The following is a 20879-nucleotide window of genomic DNA, read 5'->3' on the forward strand; positions in this document are numbered from 1 at the left end:
GCGTGGCAGACGAGAAGGAGCCCGCGGGCGAGAAGAAACTCTCCTACGAGCAGGCACGCGAAGAGCTGACCGAAGTCGTGCGGCGGCTGGAGACCGGCGGGCTGACGCTGGAACAGTCGATCGAGCTGTGGGAACGTGGGGAGAAGCTGGCGGCCGTCTGCGAGGAGTGGCTCCAGGGGGCCCGCGTCAAGCTCGCCGCCGCCATGGCCCGCCGCTCCGACCAGCCTTCTTCCGACGACACCCCCTTCTGACCCCTTCCCCACCTTCTCCGACCGCTCGCGACCGCGTGCCGCCCACCCGGCACCCTGCCTCCCGGCCCTGCGCTGGTCTGCTGGCAGTGCGCCGGTCTCCCGGCCCTGAGCCCCGCGCCATGCCCCTGGCCTCGCGTCGGCCTTTCGGTCCGTGCCGGCCACCCGGGCTTATCCCGCCGTGCTCCAGGCCCTCGGCCGTCGCCGGATCCCTCGCGTCAGCCCCTCTGCGGCGGCACGCGAGGCCGGCCCGCAGGAGCTTGGCCCCGGGCGAACAGCCGCGTTCCAGGGCCGCAGCGGAGCCCGGCATACCGCGCCCGATCGTGCGGTGACTCGGCGGACTTGCGTGCCTCCACCGACACCGACCGCGCCCCGCCGCGCTTCGCGCCGTGGTCTCCCGGTCCGGGCACCCGCGCGGTGAACGCGGCGGTTAACGGCAGGCGACTGAATGGGGCCTTCTTTGTCCGGGCTTGATCAAGAGTGGAGACTGGCGCATCATTAGTTGAGCCTTCAACCAACAGGTTGGATGTCGCTCTTGTAAGGGCTTGTGTCAGCGCTCATCTAAGGGGAGTAATGAAGCGCACTCTTTCCGCCCTCATCGCCGCAGGCGTGCTCGGCACCGCACTGGCCGCCGGCGGCCCCGCCTCGGCGGCCACGTCGTCATCGATCGACTGCGAGGCCGTCCGCAGCGACTGGGACTACGTCTGGAAGGGTCTCTTCGCGCCCGGCAACTCGGTGAGGAAGGGGGTCGACGGCTTCGCCTGGACCGGCAACGGTTACGAGACCACGTACGAGATCTGCCTCGACGTCCCGGACGGCGAGCGGCTCACCCTCATCGTCACGGACTACAGGAACGACACCCGGGGCGACGTCCTCTACACCGACGACCGGCCTGGGGACAAGGTCGTCCGGTTCACGATGCCGCCCAACAGCTTTTTCCGGTTCGACGGCACGTTCGGGCCTGACGGCAACTCCGGCCACTTCGACTGGTACGAGAAGCGCATCCCGCACATCCCCTGATCCGGCGCGTCGGCGAACGGCTCGGTAACTGACGCGAAGAGGCCGCATCCTCAGCAGCGGGGATGCGGCCTCTTCGCGTTGCGTGGCCCCGGTCAGGAGGCGGTGGGGGTGAGGGCGACGACGGGGATGAGGCGGGTGGTCTTCTTCTCGTACTCGGCGAAGCCGGGCGAGATCTCGACCATGCGCGCGTAGAGCTGGTCGCGCTTGTCGCCCTCCGCGAAAGACGCCTTGGCGGTGAACTTCTCGGTGCCCACCTCCAGCGTCGCCTCCGGGGTCGCGCGTAGGTTGTGGTACCAGGCGGGATGGTTGTCGGCGCCGGCGTTGGAGGCGATCACGATGTAGTCGTCCCCGTCCTTCAAGTACATGACGGGCGTCGTGACGTCCTTGCCGCTCTTGGCTCCCTTGGTGGTGAGCAGGCACAGCGGCTGGCCTTCGAACATGCCGCCCACCCGGCCCTCGTTGGCCCGGAACTCTTCGATGATCTCGGCATTGAAGTCGTTCATGGCTTCACTCCCTCTCAGCTAATCGGAGAAATCTCCGTTTGGGGCAGGGTAGCCGGAAAACTCTCCGTTTGTCACGGGTATGCTCGGCCTGTGAGGGAACGCAGATTCCTGCCCGTCGTCGGCCAACCCCAGCAGGAACGCGCCGACGCGGTGCGCAACCGCAGGAAGATCATCGACGTGGCGACCAGGATGCTCGCCGAGCACGGAACCGAGGACCTGTCGCTTGATGAGGTCGCCCGCGCGGCCGGGGTCGGCGTGGGCACGGTCTACCGGCGCTTCGGCGACCGTACGGGATTGCTGCTCGCGCTGCTGGACGACCACGAGCGGCGCTTTCAGGACGCGTTCATCTCCGGCCCGCCACCGCTCGGCCCCGGCGCGCCGCCCCGCGAGCGCGCTTTCGCGTTCCTGCGCGCGCTCGTCGATCGCGTCGTGGCCCAGGAGGACCTGTACGTGATGCTGGAACGCAGCCGCAAGTCGAAGGCCGGAACGGGCCCCTACCTGCTGTACCACATGCATCTGGCCGGGCTGCTGTCGGAGGCGCGGCCCGGCCTGCCCGCCGCGTACGTGGCCGACGCGCTGCTCGCCGCCGCCGGCGCCGACCTGATCGCCTACCAGCGCCGCGAGCGCGGCATGAGCACCGACGACATCAAGGCGGGCCTGACCCTGCTCGCCGAGGCGATCCTCACCTGACGGCCCCTCCGCGACGCTCCCGCCGCTTCACAGCCGGCCTCCACGCCAGATGCTTCTCCGCGCGGGCTCAGTCCGTCGCGTCGGGCTCTTCCGTGCGTACGTGCAGCCGATCGTCGCTCAGCCGGATCGTCAAGCGGGAGCCGGGCTTGACGTCCCTGGCCAGACGTACGACCTCGCCCGACGGATGCTGCACGATCGCGTAGCCGCGCTCCAGCGTCGCGGCGGGGGACAGGGCGACCAGGCGGGCACGCAGGTGGGCCAGGTCGTCCTCGGCGCGGTCGAGCGAGCCCGACAGCGCCCGCCTGGCCCGGTCGCGCAGCGCCTCCGCCTGCTCGGCGCGGCGCTCCAGCTCGCGTACGGGGTCGGCGAGCGAGGGCCGCGAGCGTACGGAGGTCAGCCAGGACATCTCCCGGTCCAGCCAGCCGCTCAGCACCCGGCGGCCGCGGTCGCGGAGCTGGCGGATGAGCGTGAGCTGCTCGCCCACGTCGGGCACGACCTTCTTGGCGGCGTCGGTGGGCGTGGACGCGCGTACGTCGGCCACCAGGTCGAGCAGCGGGCTGTCCTGCTCGTGGCCGATCGCGCTGACGACGGGGGTGCGGCAGGCGGCGACGGCGCGTACCAGCGTCTCGTCGGAGAACGGCAGCAGGTCTTCGAGCGAGCCGCCGCCGCGGGCGATCACGATCACCTCGACCGCGGGGTCGGCGTCGAGCTTGCGCAGGGCCTCGGTCACCTCGCCCACCGCGTACGGCCCCTGCACGGCGACTTCCTCGACCTTGAACTTCACGGCCGGCCAGCGGCGCCGGGAGTTCTCCAGCACGTCGCGCTCGGCCGCCGACTCGCGCCCGCAGATGAGCCCGATCGTGCCGGGCAGGAACGGCAGCCGCCGCTTCCTGTCGGCGTTGAACAGGCCCTCGGCGGCCAGGAGCTGCCGCAGCCGCTCCAGCCTGACCAGCATCTCGCCGACCCCGACGGGGCGCATCTCCAGCGCGGTGAAGGCGAACGAACCCCTGTTGACCCAGAAGTCGGGCTTGACGTGCATCACCACGCGGGAGCCGTTGGACGGCCTGGGCACCGTGGCCTCGTACACGCCGCGCGGGGCGGTGACCCTGGCGGACACGTTGGCCACCGGATCGCGCAGGGTCAGGAACACCGTGCCGCCTCGGGCGCTCAGCTCGGTGATCTCACCTTCGACCCAGACCGTGCCGAGTCTGCCGATCCAGCCGCCCACCATCTGCAGGACCGTGCGGATCGGCAGGGGAGACTCGGGCGAGGTCTTCGAGGTCATGCCGGAAGACTACGGGGTCCGGGGCGATTTACTCCGCGGCCTGGAGCTTGGCGAGGCGGTTCTCGAACATGCGGATGACCTCGGGACGCGCCGTGGTCGCCTTCTCGTACTCGAGGAACGCGCTGATCTGCTCGGCCGACTTGCCGCGCATCCTGGCGCGCAGCGAGGCGATGGTGAGCTGCGAGTAGCCGGGCAGCGGCTCGGCCAGATCGACCTTCGCGGCGGTGGCGGGCTCGGGAGCGGCGGCGGGTTCTGGGGCCTTGGCGGGCTCCTCGGTGGCGGCGGCGGGCTCGGGCGCGGCCACCGGCTCAGCGGCCTTCGGCTCGTCGGCCTTGGTCTCGGCCGTCTTGACCTCAGCGGCCTTTGCCTCGTCGGTCTTGGTCTCAGCGGCCTTCGGCTCGGCCTCGGTGGTGGCCTTGGACTCCGTGGCCTTCGGCTTGGAGGTCTTGGAGCTCTTGGTGGCGGCAGGCTTCTCGGGAGCCGCTTCAGCGACGGCGGGCTCGGTCTCGGTGGGCTCGGGCTTGGCGGGTTCGGCGGGTTCGGCGGGCTTGGCGGGCTCGGTCTTGGTGGGGGCGAAGATGACCGGGTCGGGCTTGGTCTTGGCGACGCCGTTCGGCTCGGGCCTCGGCGCGAAGATGACCGGCTCCTTGCGCGCCGGCTTGTCCTGCTCGGAGGCGGGCTCGGTCTCGGCGGGCCCGGCGGCGACCTGCTCGGCGGCGGAGGGGCGGGTCTCCTGCTCCTCCTCGCGCTCTTCCTTGCCCAGCCCCTTGATCGAGTTCTTCATCCGATCGACGAGCAGCAGCGCCTGCCCGGCGGCGCTCAGCGTGGTCTGGACGACGAGCAGCGGCAGGTCTTTGGCCTTTTCCTTAAGCTCGTCCTTGTTGGTGACGGTTTTAGCGATGTTGCGTATCACGTCGCTGAAGGACATGTACGTCTCCCTGGGAGGTCAGTTTTGGACGGCCAGTCTGGCGCACCGCGGGCCGGCATGCACGCGCAGGCCGGATGGCCGCTCCACGTAGCATAAGAAGTATGGAGCCCCAGACCCCCACTTCCCGCCGAGTCCTCGTCGCCAAGCCACGGGGCTACTGCGCCGGAGTCGATCGAGCCGTTGTCGCGGTCGAGAAGGCTCTGGAGCAGTACGGCGCGCCGGTCTACGTACGCAAGCAGATCGTCCACAACACGCACGTCGTCAAGACCCTTGAGGCCAGGGGCGCCATCTTCGTCGACGAGACAGAGGAGGTGCCGGAGGGCCAGATCGTGGTGTTCTCGGCCCACGGCGTCTCGCCGGCGGTGCACGAGGAGGCGAAGCAGCGCAACCTGCGCACCATCGACGCCACCTGCCCTCTGGTGACGAAGGTGCACAACGAGGCCAAGCGCTTCGCCAAGCAGGACTACGAGATCCTGCTGATCGGCCACGAGGGCCACGAGGAGGTCGAGGGCACCTCGGGCGAGGCGCCCGAGCACATCCAGCTCGTCGACGGCCTCGACGCGGTCGACAAGGTCGAGGTCAAAGACCCGGACAAGCTGGTGTGGCTGTCGCAGACCACGCTGTCGGTCGACGAGACCACCGAGACGGTGGCGCGCCTCAAGCAGCGCTTCCCCAACCTGCTCGACCCGCCGAGCGACGACATCTGCTACGCCACCCAGAATCGCCAGAGCGCGGTGAAGGAGATCGCGGCCGAGGCGCAGCTCGTCATCGTCGTCGGCTCTGAGAACTCCTCCAACTCCAAGCGGCTGGTCGAGGTGGCGAAGGACTACGGCGCCGACGCGGCGTACCTCGTCGACAACGCCGACTACATCCAGGACGAGTGGCTCGAAGGCGTCACCACGGTGGGCGTCACCAGCGGCGCGTCGGTGCCGGAAGAGCTGGTGCAGGGGGTGCTGGCGCGGCTGGCCCGCCACGGGTTCGACGACGTCACCGAGGTCGAGCCGGTGCAGGAGAGCATGCGCTTCGCGCTGCCCCACGAGCTGCGCAAGGACTTGCGGGTCGTCTCCTAAGTCTTCAGTCCTCGCCGCGCGGGGTGCCGTAGACCCGGGGCTCGAAGTAGCCCTCGGGCTCGGGTACGAACGTCTGGCGCGGGCGCGCCGCCTCGGCGCCCGCCCGCAGCTCTTCGCGCAGCTCGCGTACGTTGTCGCGCAGGCCGCGCCGCCAGGCGATGCCGAGCACGATGGCCGAGCCGGCGAAGAGCCACGGCGCGCCGCGCGTCATCGAGGTGTAGAGGCCGAGCGCCAGCGACTGCACGATCGACACCGATCCGAACGCCCTCCCGAGCTCGACGAAGAGCGTGGCGCAGAAGAACGTCAGCGGCGGGGTCACCACCAGCGACAGCAGGTCGCGCTTGTTGACCATCAGCACGCCGAGCGTGCTCGCGAGTACGAACGCGGCCCCCACGATGTGCTCGACGCCGAGCAGGGCGGCGAGCACGTAGCCCGCCAGAGTGGCGACCAGGGCGAGCGCGATGGCACCACGAGCCGTCAGCCTGACGGCGGAACGCCTGCCCTTCTCAGCCACGGTTGGCCCACCCCCATTTACTGCGACCCGTTGGCCAACTTACCGTTCGCGTGGGTTATCGGAGATGAGGTTTCGAGCAGTTCGGGGGAGGCCAGGGGCCTGGGCAGCCCTTCGAGCATCTCGGGAGTGTCGAGTTCGCCCTCGACGACGCCCAGCTCGTTAAGTTTGCGCGCGGTGACCAGGACGCGGCTTTCGAGCGATCCGACCGACTTGTTGTACGCCTCCACCGTCCGGGTCAGCGCCCGGCCCAGCGACTCGACGTTCCTGCCCAGCGAGGCCAGCCGCTCGTACAGCTCCTTGCCCAGCTCGAACACGGTCCGCGCGTTCTGGCTGAGCGCCGCCTGCTGCCAGGCGTAGTGCGCGGTGCGCAGCATTGTGATCAGCGTGGTCGGGGTGGCGATGTGCACCCGGCGCGCCATCGCGTACTCCAGCAGCCCGGGGTCGCGTTCGAGCGCCGGGGCCAGGAACGCCTCACCGGGGATGAACAGCACCACGAACTCCGGCGACGGGTTGAACCCCTGCCAGTACGACTTGGCCGCGAGCCGGTCGATGTGCTCGCGCACGTGCCTTGCGTGGGCGTCGAGCCGGGCCGAGGCGATCGCCTCGTCGTCGGTCTCGGCCGCCTCCAGGTAGGCCGCGAGCGAGACCTTGGAGTCGACCACGATGTTCTTGCCGCCGGCGAGCCTGACGACCATGTCGGGCCGCATGGAGCCCTCGGTGACCTGCTCGTCGAAGTCGCAGTAGCGCTGCATGCCGGCGATCTCGGCGACCCTGCGCAGTTGCAGCTCGCCCCACCGCCCCCGCGCCTCGGGCCGCTGCAGCGCCCTGACCAGCGCGGTCGTCTGGGCGCGCAGCTGCTCGTTGCTCTGCCTGACGAACTCGATCTGCTTGGCCAGCTCCGCCCTGGCCACCCGCTGGCCCGTCTCGGTGTCGCGCAGCTGCTCCTCGACCCGGGCGAGCGCGTCCTTCAGCGGCTCGACCAGGTGCTCGACGGCCTGCTTGCGCTGCTCCAGCTCGCCCGCCGCCTCCGCGCGGGTGGCGGCCAGCCGGGTCTCGGCGAGCTCGAGGAACCGTACGTTGTTGACGTCGAGCGCGCGGGTGGACAGCGCCTGGAAGCGTTCGGCGAGCTGCTCCTCGACGTAGACGAGCTTCTCCTCGGCGGCCCTGGCCCTGGCGTCCGCCTCGGCCACCCGCACGGCCGCGCGGGTGCGCGCCACGAGGAACCCGACGAGCAGCCCGATGGCGAGACCGATGACAAGCGCGACGACGTCCATCCCAGCGATGATGGCAAAACTTGGGCCCGCGCTTCTTCCCGACACGCTTGGGCGTTCCGCTTGTGCCGCCGGTTCGCGGTCACGCAGAGTGAAGCAATGGACACGCTTGCGAAGGCGGCGGCCGCCTGCGGGGCCGTGACGTCCGTGCTGATCGCGCTGGCCGGGGCCGTCATCGCATGCGCGCCGGCGAGCGGGCGCGAAGACCCAGCGGCCCGTGCTGCGCTGGTCGCCGGGCGCGTGCGTGACGGCCGAGTACGCGCTGACCGCGTGCAACGGCGGACGCTCCGAGGTGATCGCGATGGCCTCCGACCCGCCGGGGCCGGGCGACTGCCCAGAGGACACCGATGACGTGCTGCGCGTCGGCCAGGGCAGGACGGCGTGCGTACGCAACTTCGTCGAGCCGCACCCCGGCGCGCCCGGAGGCGGCGGCGGCCTGCTCAGATCCGGCGACTGCGTCTCGCTCGACGGCCGCGAGCTCCCCTGCTCGGGCCCCGGCTGGTACGGCCGCGCCATCGCACTCGCCACCGACCAGGACGCCTGCCCGCCCGGCACCCTCGACACGCTCGAAGCCGGCTCCCAGGTCGTCTGCCTCGGGCGGGGCGGGCAGGTGCTCGACAGGGGCGCCTGCGTGGCCAGGCCGCCCGCCGACGTGACCGCGAGGTCCGCGCTCGTCCGCGTCCCCTGCGACGATCCGCGCGCCTGGGCGAAGGTGCTCGCGTTCACCACCTCGCCCGAGGACTGCCCCCGGCGCTCGGGCCACTACCTCCGCGCCGCCCGTGGCTATCGTCCGGTTACCTGTCTGTACGTCGCCAGCGGATAAACTCGCTGACCGTGAACGAGCGCAGCCAGGCGACCACCAGCAGTCAGAGACCTCAGCGAGAGACGGAGCCGCTCCGATGAGTCTGTCCATCGGCATCGTCGGGCTTCCCAACGTCGGCAAGTCCACGCTGTTCAACGCCCTGACCAAGTCCGGCAACGCGCTCGCGGCCAACTACCCGTTCGCCACCATCGAGCCCAACGTCGGCATCGTCGGCGTGCCCGACGACCGGCTCCCCGTGCTGGCCAAGATCTTCGGCTCGGCCCGCATCCTGCCCGCCAAGGTCGAGTTCGTCGACATCGCGGGGCTGGTCAAGGGCGCGTCCGAGGGCCAGGGGCGAGGCAACCAGTTCCTCGCCAACATCCGTGAGACCGACGCGATCTGCCAGGTCATCCGCGTCTTCAGCGACCCCGACGTCACCCACGTCGACGGCGAGATCTCTCCCAAGCGCGACATCGAGACCATCAACACCGAGCTGATCATGGCCGATCTGCAGACGGTGGAGAAGGCACTGCCGCGCCTGCAGAAGGAGGCCCGCCACAACAAGGACAAGAAGGCCGCGCTCGAAGCCGCCGAGGCCGCGAAGTCCGTCCTGGAGACCGGCAAGACCATCTTCGAAAGCGGCCTCGACGGCGCGGAGCTGCGCGAGCTCCACCTGCTGACCGCCAAGCCGTTCCTGTACGTGTTCAACCTCGACGCCGACGAGCTGACCGACACCGCGCTCAGGGAGCAGCTGTCGGCGCTGGTGGCCCCGGCCGAGGCGGTGTTCCTCGACGCCAAGATCGAGTCCGAGCTGGTCGAGCTCGACGAGGAGGAGGCGCTGGAGCTGCTGCAGTCGGTCGGCCAGGAGGAGTCGGGGCTGCGCCAGCTCGCCCGGGTCGGGTTCGAGACGCTGGGCCTGCAGACGTACCTGACGGCCGGGCCGAAGGAGACCAGGGCCTGGACGATCCGCAAGGGCGCCACCGCGCCGGAGGCGGCCGGCGTGATCCACACCGACTTCCAGCGCGGCTTCATCAAGGCCGAGGTGGTCTCCTTCGACGACCTGGTGGAGGCCGGTTCCATCGCCGCCGCCCGCGCCGCCGGCAAGGCCAGGATCGAGGGCAAGGACTACGTCATGCAGGACGGCGACGTCGTCGAGTTCCGCTTCAACGTCTGAGCCGTCCCGTCACTGACACCCCGGCCGCCGTCAATCACCCTGAGTGATCTTTCCTTGCGGTAGGTTACCGACGGCGGTCGGCGGTGCAGCCCGTCTTCGGCGCGTGATCTCCCGGTGGTGGCCGGATGTCTGCCGCCGGGAACGCTGACGCGTCAACCGTTTTGGGCCCCCGCGCGTCGAATCGTCACGGCGTTCACGCTGACTCGGGAGGCCCTCAATGATCCGGCGCATCATCAGGAAACGACGCCCGGCACCCACACTGACCGGCATCAGCCTGGAGGAGGAGCTGGCCCTCATCAGGGTCGAGCTCATGTACGGCCTGCGCGTCGACCGCGAGGAGTACCTCCGCAGGAAAGTGGACGAGCGCAACGAGATGGTCACCCGCATGCGCGAGCGTGAGCCCGCCGAGATGCTCGCCGACCTGCGCGGCTCGCTGGAGCGCACGGTCCGCCCGACCGTCGTCGACCTCCACAGCCGCCGCCAGGCGCGCAGCCACCAGGACCCCGAACCGGCCTGACGGGGACGTTTCCGTACGCTTCCGTACGGTCCTCCGCCAGGCCGCCGGGCTGTACCGGCCGGCGGGCTGAACCGGCCGGCGGGCCGTCCTCCGCTAGGCCGCACCGGCCGCCGGGCTGTACCGGCCGCCGGGGCGTCCTCCGCCGCACCGCCCGCCAGGCCGTACCGCCCGGCGGATCGGTGCCGCCGCTGGCCGCCGGGCGGAACCCCTCCGCCGATCGTCGGGTGGGACCTCGACGTGCCGGGCGGAACCTTGATCGACACCTCCGAGTGAACTCCCCAGGGGAGATCGATCCGGACCTGAGACGCGGGGCTTGTAGCGGGTACGTGGTCACTTGTGCACGACTCATGCCGAATCCGCAGGTCGCGACAGTCCATGCCTGTTTTGGACAGGAATCCGTGGCCGCCACGCTACCGGTTTTTAGGCATCTGGCCTGGTCAAAAGCCGTTTCTTCCGGGAACTGACAGGAATCGGCACTGTGGCCTGTCATACGGGCTCGGTTTGCCGTGCGGACTGTCATGCCGCAGCATGGGCGTGGCTTTCCTGGAAGAATGGCGGAGACCGGATAGGGTGACTACTTCACCGCGGATGATGGGGATCGGCACTGGACGACACCGCGCCAGCCGGGGGGATCGGCGCGAGCGGAGGCGTGATGGCTCGTAGGTCTACCGTCCACGATCCTCGGATCGCTGACGGCCCCGGGCTTCCCGCAACCCTTGACTCAGCTGACTTCGACGCGCCGCCACCGCGCAGGCCGCGGCGCGGCGGCTGGTCGGGTGGCGGCGGACGCTGGCTGGTGTGGACCGGCCGCGTCATTCTATGGGCGCTTATTGTGGTTATCGTGGTGAATGGGATTCGTGCCCCATTTGAGCGGTTTACCCAGCAAGAGCCCGCGACGTCCAATGGCGCCGCACCAGCCGACCATGGATTCCCAACCGAGCGGGGCATGGCATTCGCCGCCCAGTTCGCCGGGGTCTATCTGAATTTCAACCCGGAAGACGCCGCGAGCAGGTCGGGCAAGCTCGCCGCATTCCTCGCCGCGGGCATGGACCCGCAGATGGGCTGGGACGGCTACGGCAAGCTGTCCGCCGTCGCCATCCAGCCGTACGACATCGAGGTGAGCGACGCCCAGAACGCCGTGGTCAGCGTGGCCTTCCAGACCGGGCCGCGCCGCATGATCCTCACCGTGCCCATCTACTACTCCGGCGACTCCAGCGGGCGCTTCGCCGTCTCGGGCCGCCCCGCCGTCCTGCCCGCGCCCGCGCCCGCCGACGTGCCCCAGGCCGCCGCACCGGAGACCGACGACGCGGCGGCGGCGGAGCTCAAGCCCCAGCTCGAAGGTTTCTTCAAGGAATACGCGTCCGGCGACACGGCCGGGCTGCAGCGTTACGTCGCCGCCGGCAAGAGCCTGCCCAGCTTCGGCGGCGCGTTCACCTTCTCGCAGCTCAAGGAAGTCGTGGTGCCTGTGGGGGGTGCCACAAGAGAGATCCAGGCGGTCGTGGTGTGGGCCGTGCCGAACGGCAGTGCGACGCCCTCTCCCGACGCCACCGACCCCGCCGCGGTCGGCGGCACGCTGGAGCAGGCCTACCGGCTGACCGTCGAGAAGCAGGGCGACAAATGGTTCGTCGCCGACATCCGCGGCGGCGGCCGATCCGTTGGATAGACGCACGGCCGCGCTGCTGAACGGTACCCCCCGGGAGGACAAGAAGTGATCTTGAAGACCATAGTGCTCACCTTGATGGAGATGACGCCGACGCCGACCTCCACGGGCATCGACACCGGGGGTCTCGCCGACTTCCTGCGGGCGTTCTTCGCGCCGCTGTTCCTCGTTGTCGTCTCCGTGGTCGCGCTCTTCTTCCTCTTCACGCGGGAGATCACCCGTTTTGTGCAGTTCCTGATCCTGGCCGTGGCCATCGGCGTGATCTTCTACGTTCCCAACATCATCGAGGTGACGGCGAGGGCGATCGCGGGCGCACTAGGCATCAGGTAAGGGTTGAGACCGTTCTCCGGCGGTCATTAACGAGCGGGTGGAGAGGAGGACCGCGTTGGACCTGCCCACGTATACGAACATCTGGCGTATCGAGAAGCGGCTCTACAAGCTGTACGACCTGCGCCTGCCGATGCCGCTGCCCATCGTCTGGATCGGCGTGTTCGTCGGGGTGTTCGTCCCGTGGTCCCTCCTGCTGGTCCTGATCGGCGTGCCGGTGGAGATGCCCTGGCACGTGCTGTTCCTGGTGCCGCCCGGCATCGTCACGTGGCTGTCCACCCGTCCCGTCATCGAGGGCAAGCGCCTCACCGAGCTGCTGGAGTCCCAGCTGCGCTACCTCGGCGAGCCCAAGGCCTGGTACCGCCTCGCGCCCTCCTCCGAGCCCGACGTCGTCACCTTCTCCGGGCGCGTCTGGCGTGCCGCGCCGCGCCGCGCCAAGGCCACGAAGGCCACGCGGGCGGGCAAGGTCGCCAAGACGGCGCGCAAGGAACGCCAGGCGGAGCGCCGGCGCGCGGGCCGTCCGGTCACCGGGCCGCGCCAGGTCCGTCCCGCCGTCGCCGCCGCTGCCGCCGCCGCGTCGCAGGCACCCGTGGCCGAGCCGACGTCCGCCCGTACGGGGTGGGGGTCGCGCAGGGGGACAGCGCCCGCTCTGAAGGCTTCGGGGCTGCCCGCGGGCACCGGGGCCGGGGGCGGGTCTGTACGGCGCGAGGAGGGGCTCTCAGGGGGCTCTGGGCGTGCTCAGGAGCTTCAGGAGCCGGTGCCGCTCGTGGACGAGGTCGTCGGCACCGCCCGCCGCACCGGAGCCACCGATCGGGCCGTGCCGCGCGACGCCGATCACGCCGTACTTCCGGACCTCGACGACTTCACCGAGCCCGCTGACTTCGAGCCGGACGCCTCCGGTGGGGCGACGCGCGACTTCGAACCGGACGCCTTTGGCGGGGCGACGCGCGACTCCGAGGCGGACACCTCTGGCGATGCGGCGCACTCCTCCGACAGCGCGAGAGCGAGTGACCGTGGAACGGGAAGCCCTACGGGCGGAACCCCGGTGGGCGGAAGCTCAGCGGGAGGAAGCTCCGCGCGGGGAAGCTCTGTGGGAGGCAAGCCGATCGACACGGAGGCGCTGCGGCGGCTGCGCAAGCTGGCGGCCAGCGCCGACGCACCGTCCGAGTCGGCGGGCCGCGCCGATCCGGCGGCACGGGCGGACGCGGCGCCCCGTGCCGAGGATGACGCGCGTACGCAGGACGCACGGCACGAGGAAGAGATCGCCCGCGACCAGCACAGGAGAGGCCAGCCGCCCCGGCTCAACCCCGCGCTGCTGCTGTCGGGCACGCATCGCGTCTGGCCTCCGCTCAACGCGAACGCCAAGCCCGCCCCGCGCCCGTCCCGCCGCGAGGACGCCGACCAGACGGCCCGCCCCACCGAGACCGCCCGCGACACCACCACCGACCTCACCCCGACTGCGACCGACGCGCCGGTCGGTCCGGCCGACGCCACGCACGCCCCTGCCGACGCGACGAGCGCCCGGGCAGACGTCGCGGGCGGCCCGAACGAGGCGACGAGCGCCCGGGCAGACGTCGCGGGCGGCCCGAACGAGGCGACGGGCGCCCGAGCGGCCGTGGCGAGCGATGCGGCTGCGGGCGGCCCTGCGGAGCACGACGCTCTCCCGCCGCTCCCCAAGATGCCCGTCGACGAGTCCAGGCCGCGCGAGCGTGCGGTGGCGGGCGAGGTCCCGGCTCGGACGCCCGCCCACGACACCACCCCGGCGGACGGCACGGACGGCGGCCGGGCGATCGGTGAGGATGCCGAGCCGGCTACCGAGCCGGACACCGAGCCGGACACTGAGCCGGACACCGCCCAGCCGGACAGCGCACAGGACGTGGTGCTGCGCACGGGCGAGCAGCAGGTCGCGCCCGCGGAGGACGGTGCCGACGACGCTCGGAGTGCCACCGCCTCGGAGAGCCGGGTTGACGATGGCCAGCGCGATGTCTCCTCGCAGCAGAGGGCCGACGATGGCCGGCTTGAGGCGCCCGCGAAGGCTCGGACCAACGACGGTCGGAGTGCTGCCGCCTCGGAGAGCCGGGTTGGCGATGATCAACGCGACGCCGGCTCGGAGGCCGGTGACGGCGAGCGAGGTGCTTCGACGGCGGACCCGGCGGGTGACCTGCGAGACGCCCCGGTCGCCGAGCAGGCGGGCCCCGACCGGCAGAAGGATGCCGCGGTCGAGCCGAGCCCGGCCACGAGCGATCCCGGCGAGCGCACAGTCGAGCCGGCGGTCGCGGAGACCGTGGAAGACGACCAAGCCGACCGGGAAGCGGCCCGCGCAGCCGTGGCGGCCCGCGCTGAGGCGGCAGGCGAGCACGAAACCCCGTCGGTGACCGCCGCCGAAGAGACCGTCAGCCACCCGGCCGGCGCGGCGGCTCCCGAGGGTCGTGGTGAGCACGCGGCTGAGCCGACGGACGGCGAGCAGGCCCCGCAGGCGGCCGAGGGTGAGCAACCGGCGACCACAGTCCGCGGGCGGTCGCGCTCGGCGGCCGGCCGTAAGGCGGCTGCTGAGCGGGCGGTTGCGGGCAGCGAGCCGGGGACGGCTGGACGGTCGGCCGCTGGTGATGAGCCGGAGGCGGCTGGGCGGTCGGCCGCTGGCGGTGAGCCGGAGGCGGCTGGGCAGTGGGTCGCCGGTGGTGAGCCGGACGCGGCTGAGCGGGCGGTTGCCGCCCGTGAGGTCGCCGTTCGTGAAGCCGAAGCGGTTGAAGCGCGGGTGATCCCGCTGGAGCGGGAGCGTCGTGCGCACAGGGAGGCCGCCGTTGAGCGCTCGGGCGAGGCGGCCCGTGAGCGTCCGAGGCGTGCGGCGGACTCGCAGGAGTCCGGACGCGGCGCGGCGGCGCAGGAGTCCGGACGTGGCGCGGCGCGGCAGGCCGAGGCAGGTGGCCGGCAGGCGGAGGCCGGCGATCGTCAGGTTGGGCGTGAGGCGGCGTGGCACGGCGAGACCGGCGATCGTCAGGCTGGGCGTGAGGCGGCGCGGCACACCGAGGCCGACGGACGGCAGGCAGGACGGCAGGTGGCGCGGCAGCGGGGGGATGTGGCCGCGCCGGTGCCGGGGCCGAGGGCCGGGGAAGGCCGGGTGCGCAGGGTCGAGTCCGTGGTGGGGCGCGACTCCGGCGGCTGGCGGCGGATCGCCCAGGTGGTCGTCGGCGGCGCCAGTGTCCGTACGGACGGCTCGGAGCTCGACGAGGCGCGGGCGAAAGCCGTGTTCAGCGGCAGCCGCAGGATCGTCGTCCTGGGCTGCACCGGCGGCGCCGGGCAGAGTACGACGGCGCTCATGCTGGGCCACACGTTCGCGCAGTACCGGGACGACCGGGTGGTCGCGGTCGACGCGAGCACCGGCGGGGGCGGACTCACCAGCAAGATCGAGCCGGAGACCCCGGAGACCCTGACGTCGTTGCTGTCGGGTCTCGACCGGGTCAGCGGCTATCTCACGATGCGGGGATACACCACGCGGACCGCCTCGGGGCTCGAGGTGATCAGCGCGGACACCGACGCGGGCGCCGAGCAGCGGCTCGCGGACCGGTCCTTCTTCTCCGACCGCCGGATCGGCGAATCCATGCGCCTGCTCGACCGCCACTACAAGCTGGCCGTCATCGACCCGGCCGCCTCGCTGGCGGCCAGGCTGCTGCCGTACGCCGACCAGCTCGTGCTGGTGGTGCCGGCGAGCGAGGAGGCGCCGGAAGCGGTCGCGATGACGTACGAGTGGCTCGACGGGCACGGCTGCGCGGAGCTGCGCAGGCGCGCGGTGATGGTGGTCAACGGCGTCAGCAGGCGTTCGATGGCCGACGTCGAGCAGGCGGAGTCGGTGGCCAGGGGCAGGTGCCGGGCCATCGTCAGGGTCCCCTGGGAGGACGACCTGGCGCCCGGCGGTGCCGAGGTGGTCGATCCCGGGCAGTTGCGCGCGGCCGGGCGGCGGGCCTATCTCGCCCTCGCCGGTGTGGTGGTCGCGGGCTTCGCGGCGCAGACCGTACGACCGAGCGAAGAGGAGATGGCGAGTGACCCCCCGGGCACGAGAATCGGTGAGCGATAAGTGAACAAGCGAGCAGGTCTGGCCCGTTCATGCGCCGAGGGGGCGGCATGAGCAGGGCGTCCCGAGCGCATCAGCGCCTCGCGGTCCGCTACTTCGACGACCGCATCCTGCTCACGGACACCTGCGCATGGGCGTACTTCCGGCTTCCGACGGTCAGCTACGAGTTCGTCACTCCGGAGGAGCGCGAGGCGCTGGCCACCAACATCACGATCGCGCTGGCCGCGATCAGGATGCCCGACGCCGAGGTCCATCTGCGGGTCGCGCACCGGGCGTATCCGGCGGCGGAGTGGGCGATGGCGCTGAACGCCACCTCCGACGAGGGGCCCGGTTGGCGCGACTACCTGGAGGAGATGTACCGGCACGTCTGGGCGAAGGACTTCTGGACCAAGGAGGTCTACCTGGGCGTGCGGCTCGGGCCGCGCGGCAAGCAGCTCGGCAGCGGCGTGCTCTCCCAGCTCTTCGGCTTCTACCAGAAGACGGAGAAGGCGCTGGGCATGGAGGACGACCATGTGCCCGACAGCGAGATCAGCCGGTGGACCGAGTCCGCGGAACGCCTCGGCAGGGCGCTCGCGTCCAGCGCGCTGTACGCCCGTCACGCCACCTCCACAGAGGTGGCGTGGCTGTTCCAGCACGCGGCGGCGGGGGCGATCGGCGATCCGCCGCCGTCGGCGAGCCCGCGGCGGCGCTGGGGCAGGGGCGAGATCGAGTCGCTGGTCGAGGGCGAGATCCACAACGGCAGGTCGCTGCTGCGGATCGTGCAGCCGCAGGGCGACTCGTACGTGGCGTACCTGTCGTTCGCGCGCTTTCCCGACCTGATGCCGTTCCCGGACGGCGAGCCGTGGATGCACTTCGCGGACCAGCTGCCGTTCCCGGTGGAGATCTCCTCGCGGATGCGGCTCATCCCGCCGGTCAAGGCGTCGAAGGACGTGGCGCGCAAGCTGGCGCACGCCCGCGACATGGACCACCACATCCGTGAGGCGGGCGCGGAGGCGCCGCTGGCGCTGGCCGAGCAGATCGACGCCGCGCGCATGCTGGAGCACGGCATCACCAAGGAGCGCCTGCCCTTCGTGTACGGCTGGCACCGCCTGATCGTCTCGGCCCCCACCGAGGACATCTGCGTGCAGCGGGTGGAGGCGGTGGTCGAGCACTACCGCGACATGGGCATCGACGTGGTCAACTCGACGGGCGACCAGTTCTCGCTGTTCTGCGAGTCGCTGCCGGGCGAGAAGGTCAGGGTCAACGCCTACGCCCAGCGTCAGCCGCTGCGCACGATCGCGGGCGGCATGGCCACGGCCACGGTGGAGCTGGGCGACCGGCTGGGCGAGGGCAGCGAGGGCTGGCTGGGCCCGTACATCGGGGAGACGGTCGGCAGGGCGCGCAGCATCGTGCACTTCGACCCGCTGGTGGCGGCGACCCGCAACCGGCCGACGGCCATCGCGATCACCGGGGAGCCGGGCGGCGGCAAGACCACGCTCGCGCTGCTGATGATCTACCAGATGGCGCTGCGCGGCGTGACGGTCGCGGTGATCGACCCGAAGGGCGACGCGGAGTCGCTGGTGAAGCTGCTGGAGAAGCGCGGGCGCAAGGCGAGGGTGATCCCGCTCGGCTCGGCGGCGCCGGGACTGCTCGACCCGTTCTCGTTCGGCGACGACATCGCGGCGAAGAAGACGATGGCCACCGAGACGCTGCGGCTGCTGCTGCCGCGCATGTCGGAGGAGCGCGAGTCGGCGATGATCCAGGCGGTGGCGGCGGTCTCCAACGGCCCGAACCCGTCGCTCGGCAAGGTCGTCGACTATCTGGAGCAGGCCGACGACGCCGCGTCGAAGAACCTGGGCGCGGTGCTGCGCTCGATGTCGGAGATGCATCTGGCGCGGCTCTGCTTCGACCCCTCGGGCGGCGAGCAGATCGACACCGAGGGCTGGACGACGGTGTTCACGCTGGGCGGGCTGACCCTGCCCGACGTGGCCACCAGCAGGGAGGACTACTCCTACGAGCAGCGCCTCTCGGTGGCCCTGCTCTACCTGGTCTCCCAGTTCGCGCGCAGGCTGATGAACGGCCTCGACCGGCGCGCGCCCAAGGCGATCTTCCTGGACGAGGCGTGGGCGATCACCTCCACGCCGGAGGGCGCCAAGCTGGTGCCCGAGGTGAGCAGGATGGGCCGCTCCCGCAACACGGCGCTCGTCCTGGTCTCGCAGAACGCCGGAGACCTGCTGAACGAACAGGTGACCAACTGCCTGTCGTCGGTCTTCGCCTTCAGGTCCACCGAACGGGTGGAGGTGGACCACGTCATGTCCCTGCTCGGGGTGGAACCGCTGGAAGAGCACAAGGCCGTGCTGCGCTCGCTGGGCAACGGCGAATGCATATTCCGCGATCTGGATGGCAGGGCGGGCCGTATCGGAGTAGACCTGATCTCCGAGGAGCTGCTCCGCTGGCTCGACACGAACCCGACACACGACAAACCCGACGGCGCCGGGCATGATGATCTTCAAGGGGGCGTGGGCAGGGCGCAGGAGGTACGGTCATGAAGATCCGACTACCCAGACGGCTGGCACTGGCGCTCGCGCTCGTCACCGGGATCCTGGTGGTGCCGATCGTGGTGGGCGCCGCCTCCACGCCGGCGGCCGCGGCCCCCTGTGACCTGTCGGGCCCGCTGTCGCCCGAGATGGTGGGCAGCGGCGTCGACGGCCTGATCCAGCCGCCCCCGCCCGAGGGCGGCCCGCAGGCCCCGACCACCAACTACGCCCAGTTCGGCATGAGCGGGCAGTTCTGGCACACGCACGAGCTGACCTGCTCCGATTACGTGGCCGTGCTGGGCAACATGTGGGCCAACGGCATCTTCACCGCGGCCAAGGCGATCGACCGGCTCACGATCACGACCTATCAGGCGGCGGCGACCGAGGGCCCGCTCCAGTCGATCAAGGACGTCGTCGACGACATCGTCACGAACCTGGCCAACGCCATGTACTGGCCGTACCTGCGGCCGATCGTCATCCTCGGCGCCATCTGGCTGGCCTGGTACGGCCTGATCCGCAAGCGGGCCACCACCACCGCGGAAGGCGTCATCTGGATGGTGCTGGCGGTCACCGTGGCGGTCTGGTTCTTCAGCCGTCCCGGCGACTTCACCGGCCTCGGCAAGGTCGTCACGGACAAGACGGGCGAGGTCGTCAACTCCGCCTTCGCCGGTCTGCCCGGCGCGGGCGGCGCGTCCTGCCTGCAGCCGCCGGGACAGCCCGACGCGCAGGTCAAGGCGGGCGGCTACGCGCAGGCCGGCACGCCCGGCGTCGAGCAGAACGCCGACGCCCTGTGGTCCACGCTGGTCTGCAAGCCGTGGCTGGTCGGCCTGTTCGGCACCTCCGACCCGCAGCAGCCCATCGTGCGCGACTGGGGCCGCAAGGTGCTGGAGATGCAGTCGGTCCCGCAGGCCGTGGCCGGGCAACCGGCGCCCGACGTGGGCGCCCGCCAGTCCGAGTACGCCGACTTCGCCGACAAGCTGCGCAACGACCCCCGCTACGCGACCTTCTCGGGCCGCGACTGGTCCAACCGGCTCGGCGTGGCCGTCGGCGCGTTCATCGCCGCGCTGGTGGCCGGGCTGCTCATCTTCCTCGTGGCGGTCTCGCTGCTGGTGCTGAAGGTGGGCTTCCTGCTGCTGCTGATACTCGGGCCGATCTTCCTGCTGATCGGCGTGCATCCGGGCAGCGGCCGCATCATCGCCATGCGCTGGGTCGAGATGCTCATCGGCACGCTGCTGCGGCAGGCCGTGCTGACCATCGTGCTGAGCGTGCTCATCTACGGGTACGCGCTGATCATCTCCACCGCCATGCCGTGGGGCATGCAGGTGCTGTTCATGGCGCTGCTGACGATCGCGGTGTTCTTCTACCGGCGGCCGTTCCAGCACCTGTTCGCCTCGATCAACGGCCACACCGTCACCACCCGCATGCTGGGCGAGGCGGCCAGCTCGCCGGTGCTCGAGCGGTCGGCCGGCGTGCTGCCGCCGGTCGCCTCGGCCAGGATCGGCCGCTGGGGCCTGCGCAAGGCCGAGCCGGTCATCAGGGCGGCCGGCATGGTCAGCGGCACGGGCGCGGCGGCCTCGGCGGCATCCGCGGCCGCGGCCGGGCAGGTTCGCGTACAGGAAGGCGAGGGCACGCCCTCCGGCGCCCGCGTGCCCGCGACGGCGGCCCCGCTGGACACCGACCAGCAGGGCGGCAAGGCGGCGGGACGGGCGGTTCCCGAGCCGCGCAGGGGCACCGCGCCGCCGCTCAACCTGGGCGGCACCTCCGGGCGTACGCGGGGTCCCGGCGGCCCGCGGGTCGGCGGTTCCGGCTCCAACGGCTCGTCCGGCGGCTCCGGTGTCGCGGCCGGGTCGGGCGGCGGCTCCGGCGGCGGCTGGTTCGGCGGCGGGTCAGGCGGCGGGTCAGGCGGCGGCTGGGCTCGGCGCGGCGGATCCGCGAACGGCACCCGTAGCACCCGTACGTCCCGCTTCAGCGGATCGGGCTCCGGAGGCTCCCGGTCGGGCGGCAGCCTGTTCGGCGGCGGGTCGCGCTCGGGCGGCAACGGCTCACGCTCCGGCGGCGGGCTGTTCGGCGGCTCGTCACGCTCCTCCTCCGGCGGCGGCAGGTCGGGCGGCGGTACCTCGCCGGGCACCCGGATCTTCGGCTCCGGCGAGACCTCATCCCGCGCATCGGAAGCGCCTCCGCTCTGGCTGCGCAGCAGCCGCGACGGCGGCGACTCCGGAGGCGACAGCCCTTCCGTGCCGTTCTGGCTCAAGCCGAGCAACCCCGACAAGGACTGAGACCCCGGA

The 20879-nt window shown here is 71.3% G+C and carries 17 protein-coding genes; 12 read left to right on the forward strand and 5 right to left on the reverse strand.

Annotated elements, in window-relative coordinates; translation table 11 throughout:
* Positions 1-2 precede the first annotated feature (2 nt).
* Positions 3-251 carry an exodeoxyribonuclease VII small subunit gene (locus WBK31_RS40490; protein WP_364068865.1) on the forward strand — a complete coding sequence of 83 codons (249 nt, stop codon included), beginning with the start codon at positions 3-5 and terminating at the stop codon, positions 249-251.
* A gap of 570 nt (positions 252-821) precedes the next feature.
* Positions 822-1268, forward strand: a complete 447-nt coding sequence (locus WBK31_RS40495; RefSeq protein ID WP_364068866.1) for a hypothetical protein — start codon at positions 822-824, stop codon at positions 1266-1268.
* A 92-nt stretch (positions 1269-1360) separates the two neighbouring features.
* Here WBK31_RS40495 and WBK31_RS40500 read toward each other — a convergent pair whose 3' ends face one another.
* The gene (locus WBK31_RS40500) at positions 1361-1771 is read right to left on the reverse strand and encodes a nitroreductase family deazaflavin-dependent oxidoreductase (protein ID WP_364068868.1); all 411 of its coding nucleotides are present in this window, start codon (positions 1769-1771) and stop codon (positions 1361-1363) included.
* A 90-nt stretch (positions 1772-1861) separates the two neighbouring features.
* On the opposite strand from WBK31_RS40500, the gene WBK31_RS40505 reads away from it, so the two are divergent.
* Complete coding sequence (locus WBK31_RS40505) at positions 1862-2461, forward strand: helix-turn-helix domain-containing protein (protein WP_364068870.1); 600 nt, start codon at positions 1862-1864, stop codon at positions 2459-2461.
* 67 nt (positions 2462-2528) lie between these two features.
* Here WBK31_RS40505 and xseA read toward each other — a convergent pair whose 3' ends face one another.
* Both xseA and WBK31_RS40515 read right to left on the reverse strand, forming a co-directional pair.
* Positions 2529-3746, reverse strand: a complete 1218-nt coding sequence (gene xseA / locus WBK31_RS40510; RefSeq protein WP_364068872.1) for an exodeoxyribonuclease VII large subunit — start codon at positions 3744-3746, stop codon at positions 2529-2531.
* 28 nt (positions 3747-3774) lie between these two features.
* Positions 3775-4674 carry a hypothetical protein gene (locus WBK31_RS40515; RefSeq protein WP_378785216.1) on the reverse strand — a complete coding sequence of 300 codons (900 nt, stop codon included), beginning with the start codon at positions 4672-4674 and terminating at the stop codon, positions 3775-3777.
* Between the two features lie 101 nt (positions 4675-4775).
* Here WBK31_RS40515 and WBK31_RS40520 point away from each other — a divergent pair, with 101 nt between their 5' ends.
* Complete coding sequence (locus tag WBK31_RS40520) at positions 4776-5744, forward strand: 4-hydroxy-3-methylbut-2-enyl diphosphate reductase (protein ID WP_364068876.1); 969 nt, start codon at positions 4776-4778, stop codon at positions 5742-5744.
* 4 nt (positions 5745-5748) lie between these two features.
* Here WBK31_RS40520 and WBK31_RS40525 read toward each other — a convergent pair whose 3' ends face one another.
* Together WBK31_RS40525 and WBK31_RS40530 are read right to left on the reverse strand one after the other, a co-directional pair.
* Positions 5749-6258, reverse strand: a complete 510-nt coding sequence (locus WBK31_RS40525; protein WP_364068878.1) for a DUF6542 domain-containing protein — start codon at positions 6256-6258, stop codon at positions 5749-5751.
* A 17-nt stretch (positions 6259-6275) separates the two neighbouring features.
* Positions 6276-7532 carry a DNA recombination protein RmuC gene (locus WBK31_RS40530; protein WP_364068880.1) on the reverse strand — a complete coding sequence of 419 codons (1257 nt, stop codon included), beginning with the start codon at positions 7530-7532 and terminating at the stop codon, positions 6276-6278.
* Positions 7533-7746: 214 nt separating this feature from the next.
* Between WBK31_RS40530 and WBK31_RS40535 the strand changes: the two genes are divergently transcribed.
* From WBK31_RS40535 to WBK31_RS40570, 8 genes are all read left to right on the forward strand, one after another.
* Positions 7747-8352: a hypothetical protein gene (locus WBK31_RS40535; RefSeq protein WP_406674116.1), complete on the forward strand. Its 606-nt coding sequence runs from the start codon at positions 7747-7749 to the stop codon at positions 8350-8352.
* A 76-nt stretch (positions 8353-8428) separates the two neighbouring features.
* Positions 8429-9505 carry a redox-regulated ATPase YchF gene (gene ychF, locus WBK31_RS40540; RefSeq protein WP_378785213.1) on the forward strand — a complete coding sequence of 359 codons (1077 nt, stop codon included), beginning with the start codon at positions 8429-8431 and terminating at the stop codon, positions 9503-9505.
* A 217-nt stretch (positions 9506-9722) separates the two neighbouring features.
* Positions 9723-10022, forward strand: coding sequence for a hypothetical protein (locus WBK31_RS40545; RefSeq protein WP_364068886.1), 300 nt, complete (start codon positions 9723-9725; stop codon positions 10020-10022).
* 946 nt (positions 10023-10968) lie between these two features.
* Complete coding sequence (locus tag WBK31_RS40550) at positions 10969-11685, forward strand: conjugal transfer protein (protein ID WP_364068888.1); 717 nt, start codon at positions 10969-10971, stop codon at positions 11683-11685.
* Between the two features lie 75 nt (positions 11686-11760).
* Positions 11761-12012, forward strand: a complete 252-nt coding sequence (locus WBK31_RS40555) for a hypothetical protein (protein ID WP_364069128.1) — start codon at positions 11761-11763, stop codon at positions 12010-12012.
* 55 nt (positions 12013-12067) lie between these two features.
* The gene (locus tag WBK31_RS40560) at positions 12068-16081 is read left to right on the forward strand and encodes a TcpE family conjugal transfer membrane protein (RefSeq protein ID WP_406674117.1); all 4014 of its coding nucleotides are present in this window, start codon (positions 12068-12070) and stop codon (positions 16079-16081) included.
* Positions 16082-16128: 47 nt separating this feature from the next.
* On the forward strand, positions 16129-18606 hold the full coding sequence (locus WBK31_RS40565; RefSeq protein WP_364068892.1) for an ATP-binding protein: 2478 nt from the start codon (positions 16129-16131) through the stop codon (positions 18604-18606).
* The gene (locus WBK31_RS40570; RefSeq protein WP_364068894.1) at positions 18603-20870 is read left to right on the forward strand and encodes a type IV secretion system protein; all 2268 of its coding nucleotides are present in this window, start codon (positions 18603-18605) and stop codon (positions 20868-20870) included. Before WBK31_RS40565 ends, WBK31_RS40570 begins: the two co-directional genes overlap by 4 nt.
* Positions 20871-20879 lie beyond the last annotated feature (9 nt).

It is taken from the genome of Nonomuraea sp. N2-4H (assembly GCF_045291505.1).
In the GTDB taxonomy this organism is placed as follows: domain Bacteria; phylum Actinomycetota; class Actinomycetes; order Streptosporangiales; family Streptosporangiaceae; genus Nonomuraea; species Nonomuraea fastidiosa.

Coding starts and splice junctions, on each gene's coding strand:
- WBK31_RS40495 (WP_364068866.1), top strand. CDS start 822: ATGAAGCGCACTCTTTCCGCCCTCATCGCCGCAGGCGTGCTCGGCACC.
- WBK31_RS40500 (WP_364068868.1), bottom strand. CDS start 1,771: ATGAACGACTTCAATGCCGAGATCATCGAAGAGTTCCGGGCCAACGAG.
- xseA (WP_364068872.1), bottom strand. CDS start 3,746: ATGACCTCGAAGACCTCGCCCGAGTCTCCCCTGCCGATCCGCACGGTC.
- WBK31_RS40515 (WP_378785216.1), bottom strand. CDS start 4,674: ATGTCCTTCAGCGACGTGATACGCAACATCGCTAAAACCGTCACCAAC.
- WBK31_RS40520 (WP_364068876.1), top strand. CDS start 4,776: ATGGAGCCCCAGACCCCCACTTCCCGCCGAGTCCTCGTCGCCAAGCCA.
- WBK31_RS40530 (WP_364068880.1), bottom strand. CDS start 7,532: ATGGACGTCGTCGCGCTTGTCATCGGTCTCGCCATCGGGCTGCTCGTC.
- ychF (WP_378785213.1), top strand. CDS start 8,429: ATGAGTCTGTCCATCGGCATCGTCGGGCTTCCCAACGTCGGCAAGTCC.
- WBK31_RS40545 (WP_364068886.1), top strand. CDS start 9,723: ATGATCCGGCGCATCATCAGGAAACGACGCCCGGCACCCACACTGACC.
- WBK31_RS40550 (WP_364068888.1), top strand. CDS start 10,969: ATGGCATTCGCCGCCCAGTTCGCCGGGGTCTATCTGAATTTCAACCCG.
- WBK31_RS40555 (WP_364069128.1), top strand. CDS start 11,761: ATGGAGATGACGCCGACGCCGACCTCCACGGGCATCGACACCGGGGGT.
- WBK31_RS40565 (WP_364068892.1), top strand. CDS start 16,129: ATGAGCAGGGCGTCCCGAGCGCATCAGCGCCTCGCGGTCCGCTACTTC.
- WBK31_RS40570 (WP_364068894.1), top strand. CDS start 18,603: ATGAAGATCCGACTACCCAGACGGCTGGCACTGGCGCTCGCGCTCGTC.